Below are 20,413 nucleotides of genomic sequence, written 5' to 3' on the forward strand. Positions count from 1 at the left end.
TCAGCCACGGCACTGCCGGCTCAATCGCCGCAGGGGCTTTTTACGGAGCCAGTCGCGTCTCCCGGGACCACGCCCGCAGATAGACCACCACCGTGTTCGTGACCGCGACGAGTGGCACCGCCACCACCGCTCCGCCGATGCCGGACACCATGCCGCCCGCGGCCACCGCCAGCACGACGGCCAGAGGATGCACCCGTACCGCGCGGCCCAGGATGAAGGGCTGCAGGATGTGGCCCTCGATCTGCTGCACCGCGAGCACCACGCCCAGCGTCATCACCGCGGCGAACACGCCCTGCGTCACCAGCGCGACGACCACCGCGAGCGCGCCGGAGACGACGGCGCCCACCAGCGGGATGAACGCGAACAGGAAGATGAAGACGGCCAGCGGCACCGCCATCGGCACGCCGAGGAAGAAGATTCCGAGGCCGATGAAGATCGCGTCGATCAGCGCCACTATGACCGTCCCGCGGACGTACGCCGTGAGCGTGCGCCAGGCCCTCGGCCCCGCGCCCGCGATACCGGGACGGGCCTGCGCCGGGACGAGCCCCAGGGTCCACTCCCAGATGCGCCGGCCGTCGTAGAGCAGGAACAGCGTCGAGAACATCGTGAGGAGTACGCCCGTCAGCGCCTCGACGATGACGGTGACGCCCTCCAGGCCCGCCGACGTGATCTCGTCCGTGTTCGCGCCGACCGCGTCGCGCAGCGACTTGGCGATGTCGTTGATCTGACCGTCGGTCACATGGAAGGGGCTGTTGAGCAGCCACCGGCGCAGATCGTCGATGCCGTCCTGGACCTGCTCGGAGAGCTGGTCGATGTTCTCCTGGACCTGCCAGACCACGAACCAGCCGACGAGCCCCATGATGACGAAACCGAGAATCGCGGTCAGGGCCGTGGCGAGACCGCGCGGCACCCCCCTGTGCCTCAGGCGCGCCACCGTCGGCTGGAGCAGCGCGGTGATGAGCAGCGCCGCGATGAACGCGAAGATCACCAGCTGCACCGAGCTGATGACCTTCATCAGCACCCACAGCGTCCCGGCGAGCACCAGGAACCGCCAGCCCGCCTCGGCCGCGACCCGAAGGCCCCACGGCACGGCGACGACCGGCTCGGGCCGCGGCGCCACGGCCGGCGCGTACGCGGGCGGGGCGGGCACCCGGCCCGCGTCCTGCTCGGGCGGTGGTTCGTCCGGGCCGCGCCCGCCTGACTCCGGGTCAGGAGCTCTGGGGGCGCCCGCCGGCGGCGCCGACAGCTCGGCCTCCTCGGCCCGCTCGGCCCGCTCCGCCTCCGCGCGGCGCTCGTTCAGGCGCTCGCCCGCCTTGCTGATCCCCGCACCGAACCGGCCGAGCCACCCTGGAACTCGCGACATCATCCGTCCTCTTCGATCTGTGGCACCGACCGTACCGCGTGAAAACGCCGAAGCCCCTCACCGTGAGGACGGTGAGAGGCTTCGCGACGTTGCGAACTGCTGGTTGCTCAGTACCAGTTGTTGGCCTGCCAGAACGACCAGGCCTCGCAGGGGCTGCCATAACGGTCGTTCATGTAACCGAGGCCCCACTTGATCTGCGTGGCCGGGTTCGTCTGCCAGTCCGCGCCGGCCGACGACATCTTGGAGCCGGGCAGCGCCTGGACGAGACCGTAGGCGCCGGACGAGGCGTTGCTGGCCTGGTAGTTCCAGCTGGACTCGTGGTCCACGATGTTGCTGAAGCACTGGAACTGTCCGGACGGCACCATCTGACGAGCCATCGACTGGACCTGGGCGACGCTGTACGAACCCTGGGTGGCGAAGTCGGAGGCGTCGCGGGTGGCCGAGCGGCTGGCGGCCGCCTTCTTGGCTGCCTCCCGCTCCTTGGCCTCCTTCTCGGCCTTCTCCTTGGCCTCCTTGGCGTCCTGTGCGGCCTGCTGCTTGGCGACCGCGTCCTCGGCCGCCTGCTTCCGGGCGGACTCCTCGGCGGTCTTCTGCGCAGCCGTGTCGGCCGCGATGGCCTGGGTCTGCGCCTGCTGCTTCAGCGACGAGGTCTGCACCTGCGCCTGCTGACCGGCAGGGATGTCAGCGAGGAGGGTCGAGTCGCTCGCCGTGGCTTCAGCCTCCTGCGGGGGCTGACCGGTGCTGCCCGAGGCAACACCCACTACGGCGCCGACTGTGGTGACCGCGGTGGCCGAGGCCACTGCGAATCCCCGGACCGAGATCCGGCTCACACGGTTTCCTTCCAGCATCGCCCGCTTGAACGTGACCGTCGCGGACGCAATCGTGCCCCTGGCACTGGTCTCCCAACTGCGGGGTCACGGGAGACACGGGCCCGGTGGGCAACTCCCGCGAGGGGAGCGCCGCGTGGTGCTCGGGCGGCATACGACGGCCTCTATGAAGTTCAGATGCAGCTGATGCTGCGGTGGTTTCGTACCGCTGGGGGCACGCAAGTGTCGTATGCGGGGCCTGACAGGACCGTGACTCTGCCGCATCAGGGCATGGCAAGGCAATTCCCCACCGCGTGGCAAACGTCACACCTCGTTTGCCCCGGGGGTTTTTCGGAAACGAGCACACGCCGCGACGCCGCCCGGCTAGGCTCTCGCGCTTCGCCGAACGGCGCCAAAAGGGACGAACATGCCCTGTACGGGCTAGATCTGACCGTCCTCCAGCATTTCGGTCACCAGGGCCGCGATCTGCGACCTTTCCGAACGGGTGAGCGTGACGTGCGCGAAGAGCGGATGTCCCTTCAGCTTCTCGACGACCGCGACCACGCCGTCGTACCGGCCGACACGCAGGTTGTCGCGCTGCGCGACGTCATGGGTGAGGACGACACGCGAGTTGGCCCCGATGCGCGAGAGGACCGTCAGAAGGACGTTCCGCTCCAGGGACTGCGCCTCGTCCACGATCACGTACGCGTCGTGCAGCGAGCGGCCCCTGATGTGGGTGAGCGGCAGGACCTCCAGCATCCCCCGGGCGGTGACCTCCTCGATCACCTCGCGCGAGGTGACGGCGGACAGCGTGTCGAAGACCGCCTGCGCCCACGGGCCCATCTTCTCGGCCTCGCTGCCCGGCAGATAGCCGAGCTCCTGACCGCCGACCGCATAGAGGGGACGGAAGACCATCACCTTCTTGTGCTGGCGCCGCTCCAGGACGGCCTCCAGGCCCGCGCACAGCGCGAGCGCGGACTTGCCGGTGCCGGCCCGCCCGCCCATCGAGATGATCCCGACGTCCGGGTCGAGCAGCAGATCGAGGGCGATCCGCTGCTCGGCGCTGCGTCCCTTGAGGCCGAAGGCCTCCCGATCGCCGCGCACCAGTCGGACGTTGCCCTCGGGCGTGACGCGGCCGAGCGCCTTGCCGCGCTCGGACTGGATCGTCAGGCCCGTGTGCACGGGAAGGTCGGCGGCCTCGGGAACGTAGAGGGTGTCCTCTTCGAAGAGGAGGTCGACCTGCTCGGCGGGGAGCGTCAGTTCGGACATGCCGGTCCAGCCGGAGTCCGTGATGGCGAGTTCGGCGCGGTACTCCTCGGCGAGGAGGCCCACCGAGGACGCCTTGATGCGCAGCGGCAGGTCCTTCGACACGACGGTGACGTCGTACCCCTCGGCCTGCAGATTGCGGGCGACCGCCAGGATGCGGCTGTCGTTGTCACCCAGGCGGTAGCCCGAGGGCAGGATGCCGGGGTCGGAGTGGTTGAGCTCGACGCGCAGGGTGCCGCCCAGTTCGCCGGTCGGGATCGGCGCGTCCAGGCGTCCGTGGCGGATCCGGTAGTCGTCGAGCAGGCGCAGTGCCTGCCTGGCGAAATAACCCAGCTCCGGATGATGCCGTTTGGCCTCCAGTTCCGTGACCACGACGACAGGAAGAACAACTTCGTGTTCGTCGAATCGGGTCATCGAGTTCGGATCGGCCAGCAGGACGCTGGTGTCGAGAACATAGGTGCGCCTGTCAGGCTTGCGGAGGCGCTTGTTGCTGGTCACCACGGAAGGACGTACCCCCTCGGATGAGGTCGGGGAGCGACGGAGTTTTCGGGACCGGTTCATGGGCCGCGATGCGCGGGCCGAGAACCGGCCCTCCAAGTCGTCTTCCGTACCCACCTGCGTACGGTCGTCCTGGTGCAAAGGGCCTCCCGGGCGGACGGACCCGTGCCGTCCGCTGAGATGCGGTGTCCTCAGGTTCGGGCACCGACTTGGAAGGCTTATTCCCTCGAACAAGCGCCGCCATGCAAAAGCACATGACGGCGCGTTCGTTAACTCCTGATGACGTACGTCCCTCGGTGACCGGGCGTCAGCCGCCGAAACGGCGGTGGCGCACCGCGTAGTCACGCATCGCGCGCAGGAAGTCGACCTTGCGGAAGGCGGGCCAGAAGACGTCACAGAAGTAGTACTCGGAGTGGGCCGTCTGCCAGAGCATGAAGCCGGACAGGCGCTGCTCGCCGCTGGTGCGGATGACCAGGTCCGGGTCGGGCTGCTCCTTGGTGTACAGGTGCTTGCCGATGGCGTCGACGGTGACGGTGTCGGCGACGTCCTCCAGCGAGTGCCCCTGGTCCGAGGCGTCGAGCAGCATCGAGCGGACGGCGTCGGCGATCTCCTGGCGGCCGCCGTAGCCGATCGCGACGTTGACCACTATTCCGTCGCGCCCCGCGGTGGACTCCTCGGCCTCCTTGAGCACGGCCTGCATGCCCGAGGGGAGGATGTCGGTGTTGCCCACGTGCTGCACTCGCCAGCGGCCGTCCTCTGCGAGCGTGCGCACGGTGTCCTCGATGATGCCGAGGAGCGGGACCAGCTCTTCCTGGGGGCGGTCGAAGTTGTCCGTCGAGAGCAGCCAGAGTGTGACGACCTCGACGTCCGTCTCGCTGCACCAGCCGAGGAACTCCTCGATCTTGGCCGCGCCCGCCTGGTGGCCCTGGGCGGTGGTGGATCCGGCGGCCTTGGCCCAGCGGCGGTTGCCATCCATGATGACGCCGATGTGCTTGGGCACCTGGGCGTGGTCCAGGTGACCTTCCACCCGGCGTGCGTACAGCCTGACCAGCAGGCCGCGCAGCCTGTCGCGCAGGTTCACGGTCTTTTTGCCCTCCGTGCAGATGGGAGTCCCCGAAGGCGGAAGCCTACTCGGGCGTAGCCAGGTGTCGGCTATGGGGTGTCAGGGACCTGACGTAGCTTCGTAGCCATGAACGACACCTCTCCTTACGTCGCCTCAGCGGGCCGGTACGGTTCCATGGAGTACCGGCGCACGGGCCGCAGCGGCCTGAAGCTCCCCGCCGTCTCCCTCGGACTGTGGCACAACTTCGGGGACGACCGCACACTTGCGTCCCAGCGCTCGATCCTGCGCCGCGCCTTCGACCTGGGCGTCACACACTTCGACCTCGCGAACAACTACGGGCCGCCGCCCGGCAGCGCCGAGCTGAACTTCGGCAAGATCTTCGCCCAGGACTTCGCGCCGTACCGTGACGAACTCGTCATCTCGACCAAGGCGGGCTACCGCATGCACCCCGGCCCGTACGGGGAGTGGGGCAGCCGCAAGTACCTGATGTCGTCGCTCGACGCCTCCCTGAAGCGGATGGGCGTCGACTACGTGGACATCTTCTACTCGCACCGCTTCGACCCGGACACCCCGCTGGAAGAGACGATGGGCGCGCTCGCCTCCGCCGTCCAGCAGGGCAAGGCGCTGTACGTGGGCGTGTCCTCGTACAGCAGCGAGCAGACGGCCGAAGCGGCGCGCCTGCTCCGGGAGATGGGCGTCCCGGCGATCATCCACCAGCCCTCGTACTCGATGCTCAACCGCTGGACCGAGGACGACAATCTGCTGGACACGCTGGAGGCGGCCGGGATGGGCTGCATCTCCTTCGCGCCGCTCGCGCAGGGCCTGCTGACCGGGAAGTACCTGAAGGAGATCCCGGAGGGTTCGCGCGCGACGCAGGGCAAGTCGCTCGACCCGAACCTGCTGAGCGAGGACGTCGTCCGCCGGCTGAACGGGCTGAACGACATCGCGCAGCGCCGCGGCCAGTCCCTCGCGCAGCTCGCGCTGAGCTGGGTGCTGCGGGACGAGCGCATGACGTCGGCGCTGATCGGCGCCTCCAGCGTCAGGCAGCTGGAGGAGAACCTGGCGGCGCTCGAAGGCCCGAAGCTGACGGACGAGGAGCTGACCGAAATCGACTCGTTCGCCGTCTCCACGTCGGGCACCAACATCTGGAACGGCCGCCGCTGAACTTCCGTACCGGGAGCGGGGGTTCACCCGGAGAAGTCCGGGACATAAAAAACGGGCCGGTCCGTGGGGGGGGGGATACGGACCGGCCCGAGGGGGGGGTTTCCACCATAACCCTTCGTAAGTGCCGGCGCTCGCCAGGCGTGCCACAACTACGCTCCGAAGTCGTCCGGCGACGCCCGGAGGGCGCTTTCAAGCCGCCCCGCAGCAGGTTCGACGGGGTGTGGGGCCCGGATTCGCGGGGCCGGCACCCCGGGCGTGGCGTCCCCCTCCCGTGTCACACGCGGCGTTGACACGCGGGTGGCCCCTCGGGCCCTGCCACGGATGAATGGCGAGATGACGGCCGGGTACCGCGCGGCCCCCTCCACCGCGCGGTACCGACGCGCAGCTTTGCTCACGCGAATTGCCGTTGGTCTGAACTTACGTGAGTTTTACCTGTGGTTCGATCGCGGATCGGTAACGATCCGGATCGGGCACTCAGCGTGTCCAGGCGCGTTCGCGCAGCAGGCGCAGGCCGTTGAGGCCGACCAGGACGGTGGAGCCCTCGTGCCCCGCGACGCCGAGCGGCAGCGGCAGATGCCCCGCCAGGTCCCAGATCACGAGCCCGGTGATGAACACACCGGCGATGACGAGGTTCTGGACGACCAGGCGGCGAGCGCGCCTGGACAGCGCCACCGTGCGCTCCAGGGCGCCCAGCTCGTCCCGTACGAGGACCGCGTCCGCGGTTTCGAGGGCCAGGTCGGAGCCGCCGCGGCCCATGGCCACTCCGGTGTGCGCCGCGGCGAGCGCCGGTGCGTCATTGACTCCGTCGCCGACCAGCAGGACGGTGCGGCCCGCGTCCGCCAGCTCACGTACGGCGTCCGCCTTCTCGTGCGGCAGCAGACCTGCGCGTACGTCCTCCGGGGCGATACCGACCTGTTGGGCCACGGCGGCCGCGGCGTGCTCGTGGTCGCCGGTGAGGAGCAGTGGGGCGGTGCCGGTGCGGGCCTTGAGCGTACGGATCGCCTCCGGCGCGGTGGGGCGGATGGTGTCGGTGAGGGTGATCCGGCCCGCGAGGGTGCCGTCCACCAAGACGGCCACCTCGGTGCCGGGGGTGGTCGTGGCTTCGACGCCGAAGTGGTGCGGGGAGCCCGCGGCGATGGTGATGGGCCTGTCCGCGGGTGCGGCGGAGCCGGGGATCGGTGCGCCCCGCGGCGGAGCCGCTGATCGACACGGCCCCGCGCCCCTGAAGACCTTGCCTGAAACGCCCTTTCCAGGAGCCGACTCGAACGCCTCGACGGGGTGGAGCGGCAAGCCCCTGTCGTGGGCCGCCGTGACGATCGCGCGACCCACCGGGTGTTCGCTCTGCTGCTCCACCGAGGCCGCCAGCGTCAGCAACTCGGCTTCTGCGTAAGGGGGTTCGGGGCGGACCTGCGTCACCTGGGGGACGCCTTCCGTCAGTGTTCCCGTCTTGTCGAAGGCGACCGTGTCGGTGCGGCCGATGCGTTCCATCACCACCGCCGACTTGATGAGCACGCCGTGCCGGCCCGCGTTGGCGATCGCCGAAAGCAGCGGCGGCATCGTCGCGAGCACCACCGCGCACGGCGAGGCCACGATCATGAACGTCATGGCCCGCAGGAGCGCGTCCGTGAGCGCGTCGCCGAAGGCGAGCGGGACCAGGAAGACCGCGAGGGTGGCGGCGACCATGCCGAGCGCGTAGCGCTGCTCGACGCGCTCGATGAACAGCTGGGTCGGCGCCTTGGTGCGGGTGGCCTCCTCGACCAGGGCGACGATGCGGGCGATGACCGTGTCGGAGGGGTCGCGCACGACGCGGACGCGCAGCGCGCCGGTGCCGTTGAGGGTGCCGGCGAACACCTCGTCGCCGACGGCCTTGGGCACGGGCAGGGGTTCGCCGGTGATGGTGGCCTGGTCGACGTCGCTGGCGCCGTCGACGACGCGGGCGTCCGCGCCGACGCGTTCGCCGGGGCGGATCAACAGGACGTCGCCGATGGCGAGTTCGGAGGCCGGGACGGTCTCCTCCGCACCGTCGGCGGCGAGGCGGGTGGCGGTCGCGGGGGCCAGGTCGAGCAGTCCGCGCACGCTGTCCTCGGTGCGGGCGGTGGCGAGGGCCTCCAGGGCGCCGGACGTCGCGAAGATCACGACGAGCAGGGCGCCGTCCATGACCTGCCCGATCGCGGCGGCGCCGAGCGCGGCCACGACCATCAGGAGGTCGACGTCGAGGGTCTTCTCGCGCAGCGCCTTGAGGCCTTCGAGTCCGGGCTCCCAGCCCCCGGCCACGTACGAGACGGTATACAGCGGGCCCCACAACCAGGCGCTGGTGCCGAGGAGTTGGAGCGGGAGGGCGAGGAGGAAGGCGACGGTCGCGAGGGCCGCCCAGCGCGCTTCCGGGAGGGCGAGCAGCGGGGTGCGGGCGCCGTGGGTGGCGCGTGGCGCGGCGGGGGCGGACGCGGCGACCTCGGCCGGCGCGGAGGCGGACACGGGTGCAGGCATGGACGTCACAATACAGGACCACATGAAGACCTCTTCATGTGTGCCCTGGCGGTCGGTCGTCACCTGGATACGATGAGCCCATGGGCCATGGAATCGATCACAAGAGCAGCACCCGCGAGCGGCTCGACGCCGTGGGCGCGGCCGAGGTCGCGGCGACGCTCCAGGCCCTCGCGACCCCGTCGCGGCTGCGCATCCTGGCCCGCCTGCAAGAGGGGCCGTGCGCGGTCGGCGACCTCGCGGAGGCGGCCGGCCTGGAACAGTCCGCGTGCTCGCACCAGCTGCGGCTGCTGCGCAATCTGGGCCTGGTCAACAGTGAGCGCAAGGGGCGCTCGATCGTCTACGCGCTGTATGACGACCACGTCGCGCAACTGCTCGACCAGGCGCTTTTCCATGTGGAGCACCTGCGCCTCGGGCTGCGCGACGAGGCGTAGTTCTCTGCGGCCGGGCCGCCTTCAGTGCAACGCGAGGCGGATGCCGGCGATGCGGCCCCCCTCGTCGAAGCCGATCTCGGCCGGCACGGAACCGGGCAGCTCCGCGGTGATCTGCCCGCCGTTGTCGCGGTACGTCACCCCGTGGTGGTCGAAGAAGCCCGCGACCAGACGCCGGGCGTCGACGCCGAGCAGGCCCTCGGCCTGGACGAGCGTGCGCGGCAGCGTGACCGGGTCGAGCGCGGCACGCGGCACCTGCGGGTCCTCGGGCAGGAAGTAGACCTGGGTCTCGGGGTTCGCGGGCACGCCTATGTAGCCGGGAGCGCCCGTCACGCCCATCCCCGCGAAGGCGAGGGTCTCGGCGGCCCGCCGGGGGTCGGGGAAGCCGGACAGGTCGAGCACCTGGGTCGTGAACTCGGCTATCCCCCGACTCTGGCCGAATCGCCCCACCTGTTCGGAGAGCGCCGCGACGGGCGTGCCGCGCAGTTCGGGGTTGGCCCACCCCCACATCCACGACCGCTGGGCGGCGTCGTACGTGCCGAGGACCCCGACGCGCAGGTCCACGTTGCCCTGCCGGTAGCGGCATGTCGGCAGATCCGCCGTCCACGACGCCCCTTCGGGCAGGAACCCCATGAGAGCTTCGAGCTGAGCGCCACCCCACGCCGCGTGCCGCTCGGTCTCGTAAAGGAAAGCTTGGCTGAATTGCGTGTGGCTCATGGGGCGGGACCTTACGCGAGACGGCTGTACGGGCCAGAGTTACGTAGGTGAACTGCGGCCCCCGCTACGGCTTGCGGGCCTCGATGAGATGGCGGGTGCTGTGGGCCACGAACGCCCCGTCGCTCTTGATCTGCTCATGCAGGGACCGGAGTTGAGGCTCGTAGGCGTCAACGGTGAATCCCGGCACCATCCATACGACCTTACGCAGAAAGTGGACAACGGCCCCGATGTCGTGAAACTCGATGCGCAGCCGCTCAGCACGCAGGTCGACGATCTCAAGCCCCGCGTCCCGCGCCTCCTGAGTCTCGGTCTGCGGGTCACGGCCGCGCCTGACCTGCTCGGGCTGCGGACCCAGGAAGTACTCGACCAGCTCGAACACGCTGCTGGGGCCCACGTGTTGGGCGAAGTACGTACCGCCGGAGCGCAGCACGCGGGCGATCTCAGCGAAGTGCGCCTTGACCGGGTGGCGGGCGGTGACCAGCTCGAAGGCCGCGTCGGCGAAGGGCAGCGGGGCGTCGTCGGGCGAGGCGACGACGACCACGCCACGGGGGCCCAGGAGGCGGGTGGCCTTCTCGACGTTCGGGGGCCAGCCCTCGGTCGCGGCCATCAGCGGCGGCAGCTTCGGGGCCAGGTTCAGCACCTCGCCGCCACCGGTGTGCAGATCGAGGGCGGATTCCACGGCGGCGAGCCGCTCCCCCATGAGGCGGGCGTAGCCCCAGGAGGGCCGCTCCTCGGTGGCCCGGCCGTCGAACCAGGAGAAGTCCCAGCCCTCGGTGGGCGCGGCGACGGCCTCGGCGACGAGCTCTTCGTAGGGGCGGCCGACGTGAGTGGGACGAAAGTTGTCGGAAGTGGTCATGCTGCGCATGATCGCAGTCACACAGGGTCGGATTCATCTCGGTTTCTCCAGCCCTAGGGGTAGCCCCAGGGTCGGGCCGGGGGTTGCCCCTCTTCCGTAGAACAGGGGGATCGCACGTACCCTTGGCGTTCCCCACCGGCATTCTCCAGCCCCACGCCTCCAGCAGGCCCGTCCGTCCTACCGCCTCACCGCAGAAATGCGAGCACATGTCCGTACGTTCCGCGATAGCGACCTGGCTGACCCGCCTCTACTTCTCCCGGCTGCGGAGGAAGGGGGGAAGCCTCGACCTGTCCGTGCTGTCGAGACTGCCCGACGCCGTGCTGCTGCCGCTGCGCCGCGAGGGCGTCGACCCGGTCCCCGAGATCGGTGCGCTGCGCGACCGCGAACCCGTCAGCAAACTGCCGATGCCCGGCATGACGGTGTGGCTGGTGTCCGGCTACGACGAGGCGAAGGAGGTCCTCGGCAACGCGAAGGCGTTCAGCAACGACTTCCGCAACCTGGTGGGGGTGGGCGGCGCCGATGCCGAGCAGCACCCCGGCGGCCTCGGCTTCTGCGACCCGCCGGACCACACGCGGCTGCGCCGCCTCCTGACGCCCGAATTCACGATGCGCCGCCTCTCCAGGCTCACGCCGCGCATCCACGCGATCATCGAGGAGCAGCTGGCGCAGCTGGAGAAGGCCGCCCGCGAGTCGCCGGACGGCACGGCCGACTTCGTCGAGCACTTCGCGATGCCGGTCCCCGCGCTCGTCATCTGCGAGCTGCTCGGCGTCCCGTACGAGGAGCGTGACGCGTTCCAGCAGTTCTCGGTCGCCCGCTTCGACGTGCTGGGCGGCGCGGGAGCCTCCTTCGGCGCGGTCTCCCAGTCGCTCGACTACCTCCGCGGCGTCGTCGCGGAGCAGCGCCGCGACCCCGGCGACGGCCTGCTCGGCATGCTGGTGCGCGAGCACGGCGACAACATCACCGACGAGGAGCTCACGGGCCTCGCGGACGGCGTCCTGACCGGCGGCCTGGAGACGACGGCGAGCATGATCGCCCTCGGCACCATGATCATGCTCAAGGACCGCGAGCACTTCGCGGCGCTGCGCGACGCGGAGGACCCGGCGACGGTCGCGGCCCCCTTCGTCGACGAACTGCTGCGCCACCTCACGGTCGTCCAGACCGCCTTCCCGCGCTTCGCGCGCGAGGACATCGAGATCGGCGGGGTGCCGCTCGCCGCCGGCGACATAGTCATCGTCTCGCTGAGCGCGGCGGACCGCGATCCCCGCCTGGGCGGGGCCGACGACGACATGGACGCCTTCCTCCCCTCCCGCCCGCCCAGCTCCTCGCACCTGGCGTTCGGCTACGGCATCCACCGCTGCATCGGCGCGGAACTCGGCAAGATGGAACTGCGCGCGGCCTTCCCCCAACTGGTGCGTCGCTTCCCGGAGTTGCGGCTCGCGGTGGAGCCCTCGGAACTGGAGTTCCGGAAGCTGTCGATCGTGTACGGGGTGGAGCGGCTGCCGGTGTACGTGGACTGACGGCGCCACATTGTCGGGTTACCTCCAATAACCCTTCGCCCACTTTGGTCAACTCCCGCAATGGGTAAGGGCGTTCGGGGTGGCTAACGTCGCTGTATGAGGCGACGTAAACGTAACGGTACGACGGGGATCACGTCGTTGCAGCGCGTACGGGACCGGGCCCAGCGGCGGCGCGGGGCGCGGCGGGCCCGCAGCCTGAGCAGGCGCATCGGGCGCCGGGCCGAGCGGGTGCGCCCGTGGCTCCAGATCCTGGCGGACGTGGCGGCGCTACTGGCGAGAGCGGTGCGCTGAGGGGCTGAGCCGCTGAGCCGCTGACTGTGACGTCTGGCTACGGTCCATTCGAAGTTTGCCGCCACAGTCGCGGGGTTCGGGTTCCTCATGTACGGGTTCTTCAGTTGGACTTGGGGAGGGAGACCTCCACTCGGCGGTTCTTCTTGCGGCCCTGTTCCGAGTCGTTGTCCGCGATGGGGTAGTCCTCGCTGTAGCCCCGGACCTGGAACGTGATGTTTCCGCCCTGCGCGCCGAGCGCCGCGGTGAGGGCGTCGTGGACGGCTTCCGCGCGGTTCTTGGAGAGCTTGAGGCCGTGGGCGTACGAGCCGAGGTCGTCGGTGAACCCGAAGACGCGTACGGAGCTTGCCTTCTGGTTCTCGATCTCGTCGGCGATCGCCTGGATCCGGGAGTTTCCGTCGGGGTTCAGCTTCGCGCTGTCCTTGGGGAAGAGGACCTCGGCCTGGAGGGCGAACGTCACGTCTTCGTTGGTGTCCGTGCGGCGCTCGTCGCCGGAGAGGTCCTCCACGACCGACTTGATGTCCAGGACCTTGGCGGGGGCGAGCGTCGCGCCGTCGGCGAGCTTGAGCCCGGGGCTGTTCGCGTCCACCTTCGGCGCGGGGGAGGTGTTGGTGCTGCCGGGTGGGGCGCCGGTGGGTTCGTCGTCGGCGTGGGCCACCACTCCTCCGGTGGTGAGCAGGAGGGCCGTGAGCACAGCCGCGGTCAGGTGACGTCGGGGCATGTCAATCGCCCTCGGTGATCTCGATGGAGGCGGGAGGCATGCCGCCGACCTGAAAGCTGACGTTGGTGGTGCCCTCGGGCGGGGCCGGGAATTGGGCGTACCAGTCCTTCGCCTCACCGTTGAGTACACCGCCCGTGAAGCGGGTGCACAGGCAGCGCCCCTGGGTGTCCCTCAAGACGAGGTACTTCTTCTTGCCGGCCTCATCAACGAGCGCAGCACCGGCCATCGAGCCCCCGTTTGACGCCAGCTCCTTCTCGTCGCCACGCCAGTCGACGACCGCCCATGGCTTGCCCGTGTTGTTCGTGACGGCTCCCTCAACGGTGAGGAAGCCTCCCCCGTCCCGCTTCGCCGATGTGACGGACAGCGCGATGCCGCCCTGTCCTTTCACCTCGGCCAGCGGTTCCGCGGACGGCGACTGCGCCCCCTTCGACTTGCCGCCGCTCTCCTGCTGCGCCGGAGCGGAGGATTTGGGGGCGTCGTCCGCCTTGTCGCCATCGCCTCCGCAGCCGGCCACGGAGAGGACCAGGCCGATCGTGATCGCCACCGCGGCCAGCGCCCGGCGGGTCGTCGTAGTGCGCCGAAGATTCATCGCTGCGGCTTCCCTCTCTCGTCAGTCGGCAAGGTGGACGGCAAACAGGTCGGACGCGTCCGGCAGATCGTCCAGGTCGAAGTCCTCGGGGTCAAAGTCCAACAAGTCACCGCCACAGGTGAGTTGCAGGGGCTTCTTCGGGTCGGCGTCCAGCGGAACGTCGCAGCGTGGCTGTACGACCGCTGTGGCGTGCGCCTTCGCCCGCTGGTTCTCCGTGCCGGGGATGATCGTGTCGCCCACCGCGTGGAGGGTCTCCACACCTACCTCGTAACCCGGGTGGCCGTTGACCTCTCTGAAGGCTGGGCCGTTCACGACTTTGGCATCATTGGCCGCAGCCAGACGACCTGCTGCGGCCCCCGGCGCCCCGTCGTCCTTGGGGTCCATGCCATCCAGCCAGTCCAACCAGTTGTCGCCGCCCTCGAGCGCGTCACCCAGCCCCAGCATCAACTCGTCGCGCGCGGATTGGGCAGCCGCCAACGCCGCTGCATCCGCCGCTGATTGGGCGCCGTTGCGCGCAGACGCGGCCTGGGCGAAGGCGAAGAATGCGAAGGCAGCGAAGAGCAGGATGGCGGTCATCCAGATGTAGATCGGGAGGGTCGACCCCCGGTCACCACGAAGGTGCGACGAACTCAACCACCGATTACGTTGTTGATGGCGCCCAGGATCGCGTTGGAAATCATCCCGTCGAGCCCCAGGCCATCGATCGCGACGAAAATCCCCGCGATCAGAATCATCAGCCCCGCATACTCCACGAAACCGGCCCCAGAATCCCGCCGCTCTCCGCGAACCCGCTCTCCCAACGTATTGGTCCACGTCAACCACGCCCCGAGCAGTCTGTCCCTGATCACGGGATCCCCCTTCCGTCGCCTCCATCGAAGCAACCAAATCAACACACGCAACGTACGTGAACTGCGACCCTCTGCACCCGCTTTCGCGAATTAAGAGGTCGTTCTTGACCGGAAGTTGTCGCCTTGTTGCCGGACTCGCCATGGTGCGTCAGCGCCCCAAGATCGAACCGAAGTTGGTGCCCGAGCCGAGGAACATACCCGTCCCGATCAGGATCATCGTCGCCGGCAACATGAACACCAACGTCACCATCGTCGCCTTCGGGATCGTCTTCGCCGCCCGGCGCCGGGAGTTCTGGGCGTCCGTGCGGCGCATGTCCGTGGCGAGTTGGATGAGGGTGTCCGCGATCGGGGAGCCGAGTTCCTCGCCCTGTTGCAGCGCCGAGACGAACTGGGCGACCTGCTCGGAGGCATTGCGGCGGCGGAGTTCGTCGAAGGCCTGGCGGCGGGGGACGCCCATGTCCATCTGGCGCAGGGTGATGCGCAGTTCGTCGGCCCACGGGCCCTCGTACTTCTCCGAGACGCGGTCCAGCGCCTGGCGGAAGCCGAGGCCCGCCGAGACCACCACCGCGAGGACGTCCAGGAAGTCGGGGAGCGTGCGGTCGATGACTTCCTTGCGGTCGCGGACCGCCTGCCAGATCAGCGCGTCCGCCGCCAGGGCGCCGAAGGCGAGGGTCAGGAGGCCGAAGAGGGGGCTGTCGGCGGAGAGGAAGATCAGGCCCATGACCAGGCCGAACGCTCCGTAGACCGCCCGCCGCGCCGCGTAGCGGTCGATGGTCAGGCCGCCAGGGTTGCCCGCCATGTCGATCTTCCGGCGTTTCGCGTCGACGCGGCGCGGGCCCATGAGGCGCAGGACGAGGGGCGCGAAGCGCATGCCCATGCGGTCGACCGCGGAGCCGGTGGTGGAGACCCGGCCGGCGCCGACCTCCAGGGCCAGGGCCAGGTCGCTGGGGACCTTGGCGTCCGCCCGGTACATACGGATGCCCAGGAAGATGCCCAGGGTCGCCGCCCCCGCCAGGGCTGCGAGGAGTACGCCCGCTGTCGTTGTCGACATCGTCTTCTCACACCTCGATTCGGCCGAGGCGGCGGATCGCGAAGAAGCCGATGCCGTAGAGGGCGAGGGAGATGAGGATCAATGTGCGGCCGACTCCTGAGTCGGTGACGCGTGCCAGTGCGCCGTCGTTCGAGGAGTTGATCAGGAGGAGGGAGCCGAGGCCGAGGAGCGGGACCGTGAAGGCGGTCGCGTTGACCTCGGAGAGCATCGTGCGGATCTCGCGGCGGGTCTCTTTCCTGTCCTCCAGGGTCTTTGTGAGGTTTCGGAGGGAGGAGACCACGGTGCCGCCCGCCTTGTTGGACAGGACCAGGGTCGTGACGAGGACGACCAGTTCGCGGGAGGGCAGGCGGGTCGCCAGTTCGTCCAGGGCGTCGTCCACCGAGCGGCCCATCGCCAACTGGTCTGCCACGCGTGACAGTTCCTCGCCCGCGGGGGCTTCCAGTTCCTCCGCCGCCATCGCGAGCGAGGTGCGCAGGGCCAGGCCCGCCGCTGTCGCGTTAGCCAGGAGGCGTGCCACGTCGGGGAGTTGGTTGATGAAGGCCTCGATACGCTTCTGGCGTTGCCAGTTGAGGAAGATGAGCGCGCTGTAGATGGTCACCAGTGCCGCTATCGGGCCGAAGAACGGTGCGAGGGCCGAGGCCGCCAGGAGCCACAGGGCTGCCGCGATCACCGTCACGTAGACCGTGAACTCGCCCGCCGTCACGTTCAGGCCCGTCGCCGAAAGCCGCAGGTGCACCGCGCGGCCGAGGCGGGTGCGGCGCAGGCGGCGGTCGATGGTGGTGAAGCGGCGGATCCGGCCGCCCGATCCTGCGGTGGAGCCGTCCGCCGGGTACGTGTCCAGGCGGTCGACCAGGTCCTGGCGGCGGGCCCGGCCGGAGGCCAGCACGTGGGCGGCCGCGATCGCGAGGAGGCAGGTGAGGACCGTGGCTCCCAGGGTCAGAAGGACCGGAGTCGTCATCATCCTGTCGCCTCCCTCGTGTTGAGTACGTCCACCGATTCCACGACGCCGAACGCCGGTGGCACCGTCTCCCCCGCCACGTAAAGACGGTCGGCGAGGAGGCGGGGCAGCGGGAGGTGTTCGTAGTAGCCGCGGACCCGGCGGATCTCGTCGTCCGTGGCCCCGGAGACGTAGGGCTGCGCGACGAAGCGGGTCGCGGTCGCGATCCTGAACTGTTCGCGGCCGTGGGAGATGAGGAGGGCGATCTCCGTGACGCGGCGGGAGCCGTCGGCGGCGCGTGTGAGCTGGACGACGACGTCCACCGCCGAGTTGATCTGGTCGCGCAGCGCCTCGAAGGGGATGTCGACCTCCGACATGGAGCCGAGGGTCTGGAGGCGGGTGAGGGCGTCCTCCGCCGTGTTCGCGTGGACCGTGGCGAGCGAGCCGTCGTGGCCCGTGGACATCGCTTGCAGCATGTCGAGGGTCTCGCCGCCGCGGACCTCGCCGACGATGATGCGGTCGGGGCGCATGCGCAGGCTGTTGCGGACCAGGTCGCGGATGGTGATCTGGCCCTTTCCCTCCACGTTGGAGGGCCTCGACTCCAGGCGGATCACGTGGTCCTGCTGGAGTTGGAGTTCGGCCGAGTCCTCGATGGTGATGATGCGTTCGTGGGGTGGGATGAGGGCTGAGAGGGCGTTCAGGAGGGTTGTTTTTCCGGAGCCGGTGCCGCCGCTCACGATGATGTTGAAGCGGGCGCGGACGCACGCCGCGAGGAACATCAGCATGTGTTCGTCGAGTGAGCCGAGTTCGAGCAGTTCGCCCAGGCTGTACGCGCGCGGGAAGCGGCGGATCGTGAGCGTGGCGCCGGTGAGCGAGAGCGGCGGGATGATCACGTTGACGCGTTCGCCGGTGGGGAGGCGGGCGTCGACCATCGGGTTCGACTCGTCGACGCGACGGTTCACTGTCGAGACGATGCGTTCGATGGTCTGCATGAGTTGCTCGGCGGATGTGAAGCGGAGGGGGAGTTGTTCGACCCTTCCGGCCCGCTCCACGAAGATCGAGTCCGGGCCGTTCACCATGATCTCGGTGATCGACGCGTCCGCGAGGAGCGGTTCGAGGATGCCGAGGCCGAGGGCCTCGTCCACGACCCGGCGGATGAGTTGGGTGCGTTCGGTGGACGAGAGGACGGGGCCCTCGCGGCTGATGATGTGGCCCAGTACGCGTTCCAGGCGGACGCGGCGTTCGGCGGCCTGGAGGGACGACATCTCCGCGAGGTCGATCTCTTCGAGGAGCTTGGTGCGGTAGACGGCCACCAGGCCCTCGTCGCGGTCGGCGGGCGTGGCGGTGCCGGGGCCGCCGTCCGCGGGGTCGCGGGTGGCGATGACACGGTTGCGCAGGCTCATCATCAACTCCCCAGGTCCGTCTGGTCGTTGGGCATGGCTACGGTGCGGCTGATGTCCCACCCGTCGAAGAGGGGGATGATCGCCGGTACCCGGACCGTGACGGTGCAGGTGACCGTCCCTGTGCCGCCGCACGCGCCCGGGGCGGGGGTCAGCCATCCGCTGGCGGAGGCGACGGCGGCGCCCGGACCCGCGCCCTGGTTCAGGGATTCCGCGCGGGCCGCTGCGCGGGCGGCGGATCCTGCCTGGTTGGCGCCGTACCCGACGAGGCCGAGTTGGATCGCGGCCATGCCGATGACCAGGAGGAAGGGGAGGAAGCCGGCGAATTCCAGCATGGAGACGCCGCGGTCGCCGGACAGGTTTCGGCGCGGCGGGGTTGACGCCTCGGGGCTCTGCCCCGGACCCCGCTGGCTCTCGTCCAAGAGCGGGGCTTGATATAGCCGCAGCGGGCTTTGGCGGCCCGTCATCGTGTTGCCTCCGTCGCCGCGCCCGCCTCGCCCGTTACCGACCAGCCGGGGTTCACGCCCGGGAAGAAGAGGGGGACGTCGACTCTGACCGTGGCCCGGGTCACCGGGCCACGCTCCTCGCAGCGAATGTCCGCGTCCTGCCACGCCCCCGGCAGGTTCTTACGGCCCGCCGCGTCGCAGGCCCCCGCCATGCCCCCGGTCCCCGCGGCAGCGGATGTCGCCGCCCGTGCCGCCTCGTCCGCCGCGTTGCCGGCCAGGGAGTACGTGTAGCCGTACAGGACGCACTGCCACATCAGGGCGAGGACGACCAGGACCAGGGGGAACATCGCCGCGAATTCGAGGGTCACCGCGCCTTTGTCGGAGCCTCGGCGGCGGGCCCTGCGGCCGGAAGAGGGCGGGGCGGGGGTGGCGACCAGGTCGAGTTCCGCCGCCAGCGCCCACATCGCTTGTTTGACCGAGGAGCGGTTGTCGAGGTCCTGCATGCGGCCCGCGTCGACCGCCGCCTGGAGTTCCTTGTACGCGGCCGGGATCGAGGTGCGGGCGGTCTTGGTCCCTGTCACCCGTTCCACCAGCGTCGGCTGGATCTCGGCCGAGCGGGCGTGCCGGTTCACGACCGTGAGGGTCTCCTCCGCCTTGCGGATCTGGAGGCGGTCCCAGAGGCGGACCATGCGTTTCGCCGCCCGTACCGCTACGACGTCCGGCGTGACCAACAGGGTGGCCTGGTCGGCGAGTTCGATGGCCGTGGTGTTCGCGGCGCCCATCTGCGTACCGCAGTCGATCACTACGACGTCGTAGCGGGCGCGCAGGGCGTGGATCACCTGGCGGGCCACGCGGTCCGTGACTTCCTCGCCGCGTTCGCCGTCGGCGGGGGCCAGGAGGAGGTCCACGCCGGACTCGTGGGCGAAGGCGGCGTCCTGGAGGACGCGGGGCGTGATGTCGCGGATCTCGGCGAGGTCGACGACGGAGCGGCGGAACTGGACGTCGAGGTAGGAGGCCACGTCGCCGGATTGGAGGTCCAGGTCCAGGAGGGCGGCCGTGCGTCCCGACGCGCGGGCGGCGAGGGCGAGTTGGACCGCTGTGACCGTCGTGCCCACGCCGCCCTTCGCGCCCGCCACCGCGATGACCCGGCCGCCGCCGCTCGCCGGGACGAGTTCCGTTCCCGTGCCGCCTGCCAGGTGGCGGCGCATGCCTGCCGACCAGGCGGCCGCCGCGTGTACGCGTTCCGCGAGGGCGTCGTAGCCGAGGGGGAACGCGACGATGCCGCGCGCTCCGCTGTCCATCGCGGCGGTGAGGAGGGCGGGGCTGGTGTCGGCGGTGAGCAGGACGACGCCGACCGCCGGGAAGCGGAGGACGAGGTCGCGGATGAGGTCGAGGGCGGGGACGGGGCCGATGCGGTCGTGGACCAGGACGACTTCGGGGAGCTCGTCCAGGGATTCGGCGGCGAGCCCTGCCAGGGTGTCGAGCAGGGCGGTGGCGTCGGGGGTGGGATGGGCGGGTTCGGCGTCCGGGAGCTGGGCGAGGAGGGTGGTGAGGGCCCTTGAGGTTTCCGGGTCGGCGACGGCCGGGAGGATACGGGTGGTCATCGGCGGGACGCTCCGTTCCGCGGCGACGGGGTTGACGTCTCGGGGCGCTGCCCCGGACCCCGCGGGCTCCCGTCCACGAGCGGGGCCCGATGCACCGGTGCCGGCACCGGCGTTGCGGTCGCGGGGCTCTGCCCCGGACCCCGCTGCTCAATCGCCGCAGGGGCTTGATTTGCCCGAACCGGCGCTGCGCACGTCGCCACAAAGGCTTGATTTGCCCGAACCGGCATCGCGCACGTCGCCACAGACGCTTGATTCGCCCGAACCGGCATCGCGCACGTCGCCACAGACGCTTGATTCGCCCGAACCGGCATCGCGCACGTCGCCACAGACGCTTGATTCGCCCGAACCGGCATCGCGCACGTCG

Annotated in this window: 21 protein-coding genes; 4 read left to right on the plus strand and 17 right to left on the minus strand. The window is 69.9% G+C overall.

Features of this window, described 5'->3' with window-relative positions; all coding sequences use genetic code 11:
* Positions 1 to 40: 40 nt before the first annotated feature.
* From ACFYWS_RS05715 to ACFYWS_RS05730, 4 genes are all read right to left on the minus strand, one after another.
* Positions 41 to 1,363: an AI-2E family transporter gene (locus ACFYWS_RS05715; protein WP_389269923.1), complete on the minus strand. Its 1,323-nt coding sequence runs from the start codon at positions 1,361 to 1,363 to the stop codon at positions 41 to 43.
* Between the two features lie 107 nt (positions 1,364 to 1,470).
* On the minus strand, positions 1,471 to 2,211 hold the full coding sequence (locus tag ACFYWS_RS05720) for a lytic transglycosylase domain-containing protein (RefSeq protein WP_389269925.1): 741 nt from the start codon (positions 2,209 to 2,211) through the stop codon (positions 1,471 to 1,473).
* 399 nt (positions 2,212 to 2,610) lie between these two features.
* A complete protein-coding gene (locus ACFYWS_RS05725; protein ID WP_389269927.1) occupies positions 2,611 to 3,936 on the minus strand; it encodes a PhoH family protein in 1,326 nt (441 codons plus the stop codon).
* A gap of 304 nt (positions 3,937 to 4,240) precedes the next feature.
* Positions 4,241 to 5,014 (minus strand): isoprenyl transferase, encoded by a 774-nt coding sequence (locus ACFYWS_RS05730; RefSeq protein WP_389269929.1) that lies wholly within the window; start codon positions 5,012 to 5,014, stop codon positions 4,241 to 4,243.
* A 108-nt stretch (positions 5,015 to 5,122) separates the two neighbouring features.
* On the opposite strand from ACFYWS_RS05730, the gene mgrA reads away from it, so the two are divergent.
* A complete protein-coding gene (gene mgrA, locus ACFYWS_RS05735) occupies positions 5,123 to 6,160 on the plus strand; it encodes an L-glyceraldehyde 3-phosphate reductase (protein ID WP_389269931.1) in 1,038 nt (345 codons plus the stop codon).
* 474 nt (positions 6,161 to 6,634) lie between these two features.
* On the opposite strand, the gene ACFYWS_RS05740 is transcribed toward mgrA, so the two are convergent.
* Positions 6,635 to 8,647, minus strand: a complete 2,013-nt coding sequence (locus tag ACFYWS_RS05740; RefSeq protein WP_389269933.1) for a heavy metal translocating P-type ATPase — start codon at positions 8,645 to 8,647, stop codon at positions 6,635 to 6,637.
* Between the two features lie 80 nt (positions 8,648 to 8,727).
* On the opposite strand from ACFYWS_RS05740, the gene ACFYWS_RS05745 reads away from it, so the two are divergent.
* Positions 8,728 to 9,078 (plus strand): ArsR/SmtB family transcription factor, encoded by a 351-nt coding sequence (locus tag ACFYWS_RS05745; RefSeq protein WP_389269935.1) that lies wholly within the window; start codon positions 8,728 to 8,730, stop codon positions 9,076 to 9,078.
* A gap of 21 nt (positions 9,079 to 9,099) precedes the next feature.
* Here ACFYWS_RS05745 and ACFYWS_RS05750 read toward each other — a convergent pair whose 3' ends face one another.
* A complete protein-coding gene (locus ACFYWS_RS05750) occupies positions 9,100 to 9,792 on the minus strand; it encodes a DUF6882 domain-containing protein (RefSeq protein WP_389269937.1) in 693 nt (230 codons plus the stop codon).
* Positions 9,793 to 9,856: 64 nt separating this feature from the next.
* A complete protein-coding gene (locus ACFYWS_RS05755) occupies positions 9,857 to 10,648 on the minus strand; it encodes a methyltransferase domain-containing protein (RefSeq protein ID WP_389269939.1) in 792 nt (263 codons plus the stop codon).
* Between the two features lie 206 nt (positions 10,649 to 10,854).
* On the opposite strand from ACFYWS_RS05755, the gene ACFYWS_RS05760 reads away from it, so the two are divergent.
* Positions 10,855 to 12,165 carry a cytochrome P450 gene (locus tag ACFYWS_RS05760; RefSeq protein WP_389269941.1) on the plus strand — a complete coding sequence of 437 codons (1,311 nt, stop codon included), beginning with the start codon at positions 10,855 to 10,857 and terminating at the stop codon, positions 12,163 to 12,165.
* 96 nt (positions 12,166 to 12,261) lie between these two features.
* On the plus strand, positions 12,262 to 12,456 hold the full coding sequence (locus ACFYWS_RS05765) for a hypothetical protein (RefSeq protein WP_389269943.1): 195 nt from the start codon (positions 12,262 to 12,264) through the stop codon (positions 12,454 to 12,456).
* Between the two features lie 100 nt (positions 12,457 to 12,556).
* Here the strand turns inward: ACFYWS_RS05765 and ACFYWS_RS05770 are convergent, their stop codons facing one another.
* The 10 genes from ACFYWS_RS05770 to ACFYWS_RS05815 all read right to left on the minus strand — a co-directional run.
* On the minus strand, positions 12,557 to 13,174 hold the full coding sequence (locus ACFYWS_RS05770; protein WP_389269945.1) for an OmpA family protein: 618 nt from the start codon (positions 13,172 to 13,174) through the stop codon (positions 12,557 to 12,559).
* A 1-nt stretch (position 13,175) separates the two neighbouring features.
* Positions 13,176 to 13,763 (minus strand): hypothetical protein, encoded by a 588-nt coding sequence (locus tag ACFYWS_RS05775; protein ID WP_389269947.1) that lies wholly within the window; start codon positions 13,761 to 13,763, stop codon positions 13,176 to 13,178.
* Positions 13,764 to 13,784: 21 nt separating this feature from the next.
* Positions 13,785 to 14,396, minus strand: coding sequence for a pilus assembly protein TadG-related protein (locus ACFYWS_RS05780; RefSeq protein ID WP_389269949.1), 612 nt, complete (start codon positions 14,394 to 14,396; stop codon positions 13,785 to 13,787).
* Positions 14,393 to 14,611, minus strand: a complete 219-nt coding sequence (locus ACFYWS_RS05785) for a hypothetical protein (protein WP_389269951.1) — start codon at positions 14,609 to 14,611, stop codon at positions 14,393 to 14,395. The genes ACFYWS_RS05780 and ACFYWS_RS05785 overlap by 4 nt, the downstream gene beginning before the upstream one ends.
* Positions 14,612 to 14,759: 148 nt before the next feature.
* Positions 14,760 to 15,662 (minus strand): DUF5936 domain-containing protein, encoded by a 903-nt coding sequence (locus tag ACFYWS_RS05790; protein WP_389269953.1) that lies wholly within the window; start codon positions 15,660 to 15,662, stop codon positions 14,760 to 14,762.
* Positions 15,663 to 15,669: 7 nt separating this feature from the next.
* Entirely contained in the window at positions 15,670 to 16,620 is a 951-nt protein-coding gene (locus ACFYWS_RS05795; RefSeq protein ID WP_389271714.1) for a type II secretion system F family protein, read from the minus strand.
* The gene (locus ACFYWS_RS05800; protein ID WP_389269955.1) at positions 16,620 to 18,002 is read right to left on the minus strand and encodes a CpaF family protein; all 1,383 of its coding nucleotides are present in this window, start codon (positions 18,000 to 18,002) and stop codon (positions 16,620 to 16,622) included. Before ACFYWS_RS05800 ends, ACFYWS_RS05795 begins: the two co-directional genes overlap by 1 nt.
* 2 nt (positions 18,003 to 18,004) lie before the next feature.
* Entirely contained in the window at positions 18,005 to 18,421 is a 417-nt protein-coding gene (locus ACFYWS_RS05805; protein WP_389269957.1) for a TadE/TadG family type IV pilus assembly protein, read from the minus strand.
* A gap of 41 nt (positions 18,422 to 18,462) precedes the next feature.
* Complete coding sequence (locus ACFYWS_RS05810) at positions 18,463 to 20,049, minus strand: CpaE family protein (RefSeq protein ID WP_389269959.1); 1,587 nt, start codon at positions 20,047 to 20,049, stop codon at positions 18,463 to 18,465.
* Positions 20,050 to 20,196: 147 nt separating this feature from the next.
* A partial coding sequence (locus ACFYWS_RS05815) for a hypothetical protein (protein ID WP_389269961.1) occupies positions 20,197 to 20,413 on the minus strand: 217 nt, incomplete at its 5' end.

It is taken from the genome of Streptomyces sp. NPDC002795 (assembly GCF_042888725.1).
In the GTDB taxonomy this organism is placed as follows: domain Bacteria; phylum Actinomycetota; class Actinomycetes; order Streptomycetales; family Streptomycetaceae; genus Streptomyces.

Excerpts from the sequence above, each read along its gene's own strand:
- ACFYWS_RS05715 (WP_389269923.1), bottom strand. The coding sequence starts at position 1,363 with ATGTCGCGAGTTCCAGGGTGGCTCGGCCGGTTCGGTGCGGGGATCAGC.
- ACFYWS_RS05720 (WP_389269925.1), bottom strand. The coding sequence starts at position 2,211 with ATGCTGGAAGGAAACCGTGTGAGCCGGATCTCGGTCCGGGGATTCGCA.
- mgrA (WP_389269931.1), top strand. The coding sequence starts at position 5,123 with ATGAACGACACCTCTCCTTACGTCGCCTCAGCGGGCCGGTACGGTTCC.
- ACFYWS_RS05740 (WP_389269933.1), bottom strand. The coding sequence starts at position 8,647 with ATGCCTGCACCCGTGTCCGCCTCCGCGCCGGCCGAGGTCGCCGCGTCC.
- ACFYWS_RS05745 (WP_389269935.1), top strand. The coding sequence starts at position 8,728 with ATGGGCCATGGAATCGATCACAAGAGCAGCACCCGCGAGCGGCTCGAC.
- ACFYWS_RS05750 (WP_389269937.1), bottom strand. The coding sequence starts at position 9,792 with ATGAGCCACACGCAATTCAGCCAAGCTTTCCTTTACGAGACCGAGCGG.
- ACFYWS_RS05755 (WP_389269939.1), bottom strand. The coding sequence starts at position 10,648 with ATGACCACTTCCGACAACTTTCGTCCCACTCACGTCGGCCGCCCCTAC.
- ACFYWS_RS05760 (WP_389269941.1), top strand. The coding sequence starts at position 10,855 with ATGTCCGTACGTTCCGCGATAGCGACCTGGCTGACCCGCCTCTACTTC.
- ACFYWS_RS05765 (WP_389269943.1), top strand. The coding sequence starts at position 12,262 with ATGAGGCGACGTAAACGTAACGGTACGACGGGGATCACGTCGTTGCAG.
- ACFYWS_RS05770 (WP_389269945.1), bottom strand. The coding sequence starts at position 13,174 with ATGCCCCGACGTCACCTGACCGCGGCTGTGCTCACGGCCCTCCTGCTC.
- ACFYWS_RS05775 (WP_389269947.1), bottom strand. The coding sequence starts at position 13,763 with ATGAATCTTCGGCGCACTACGACGACCCGCCGGGCGCTGGCCGCGGTG.
- ACFYWS_RS05790 (WP_389269953.1), bottom strand. The coding sequence starts at position 15,662 with ATGTCGACAACGACAGCGGGCGTACTCCTCGCAGCCCTGGCGGGGGCG.
- ACFYWS_RS05795 (WP_389271714.1), bottom strand. The coding sequence starts at position 16,620 with ATGACGACTCCGGTCCTTCTGACCCTGGGAGCCACGGTCCTCACCTGC.
- ACFYWS_RS05800 (WP_389269955.1), bottom strand. The coding sequence starts at position 18,002 with ATGAGCCTGCGCAACCGTGTCATCGCCACCCGCGACCCCGCGGACGGC.
- ACFYWS_RS05810 (WP_389269959.1), bottom strand. The coding sequence starts at position 20,049 with ATGACCACCCGTATCCTCCCGGCCGTCGCCGACCCGGAAACCTCAAGG.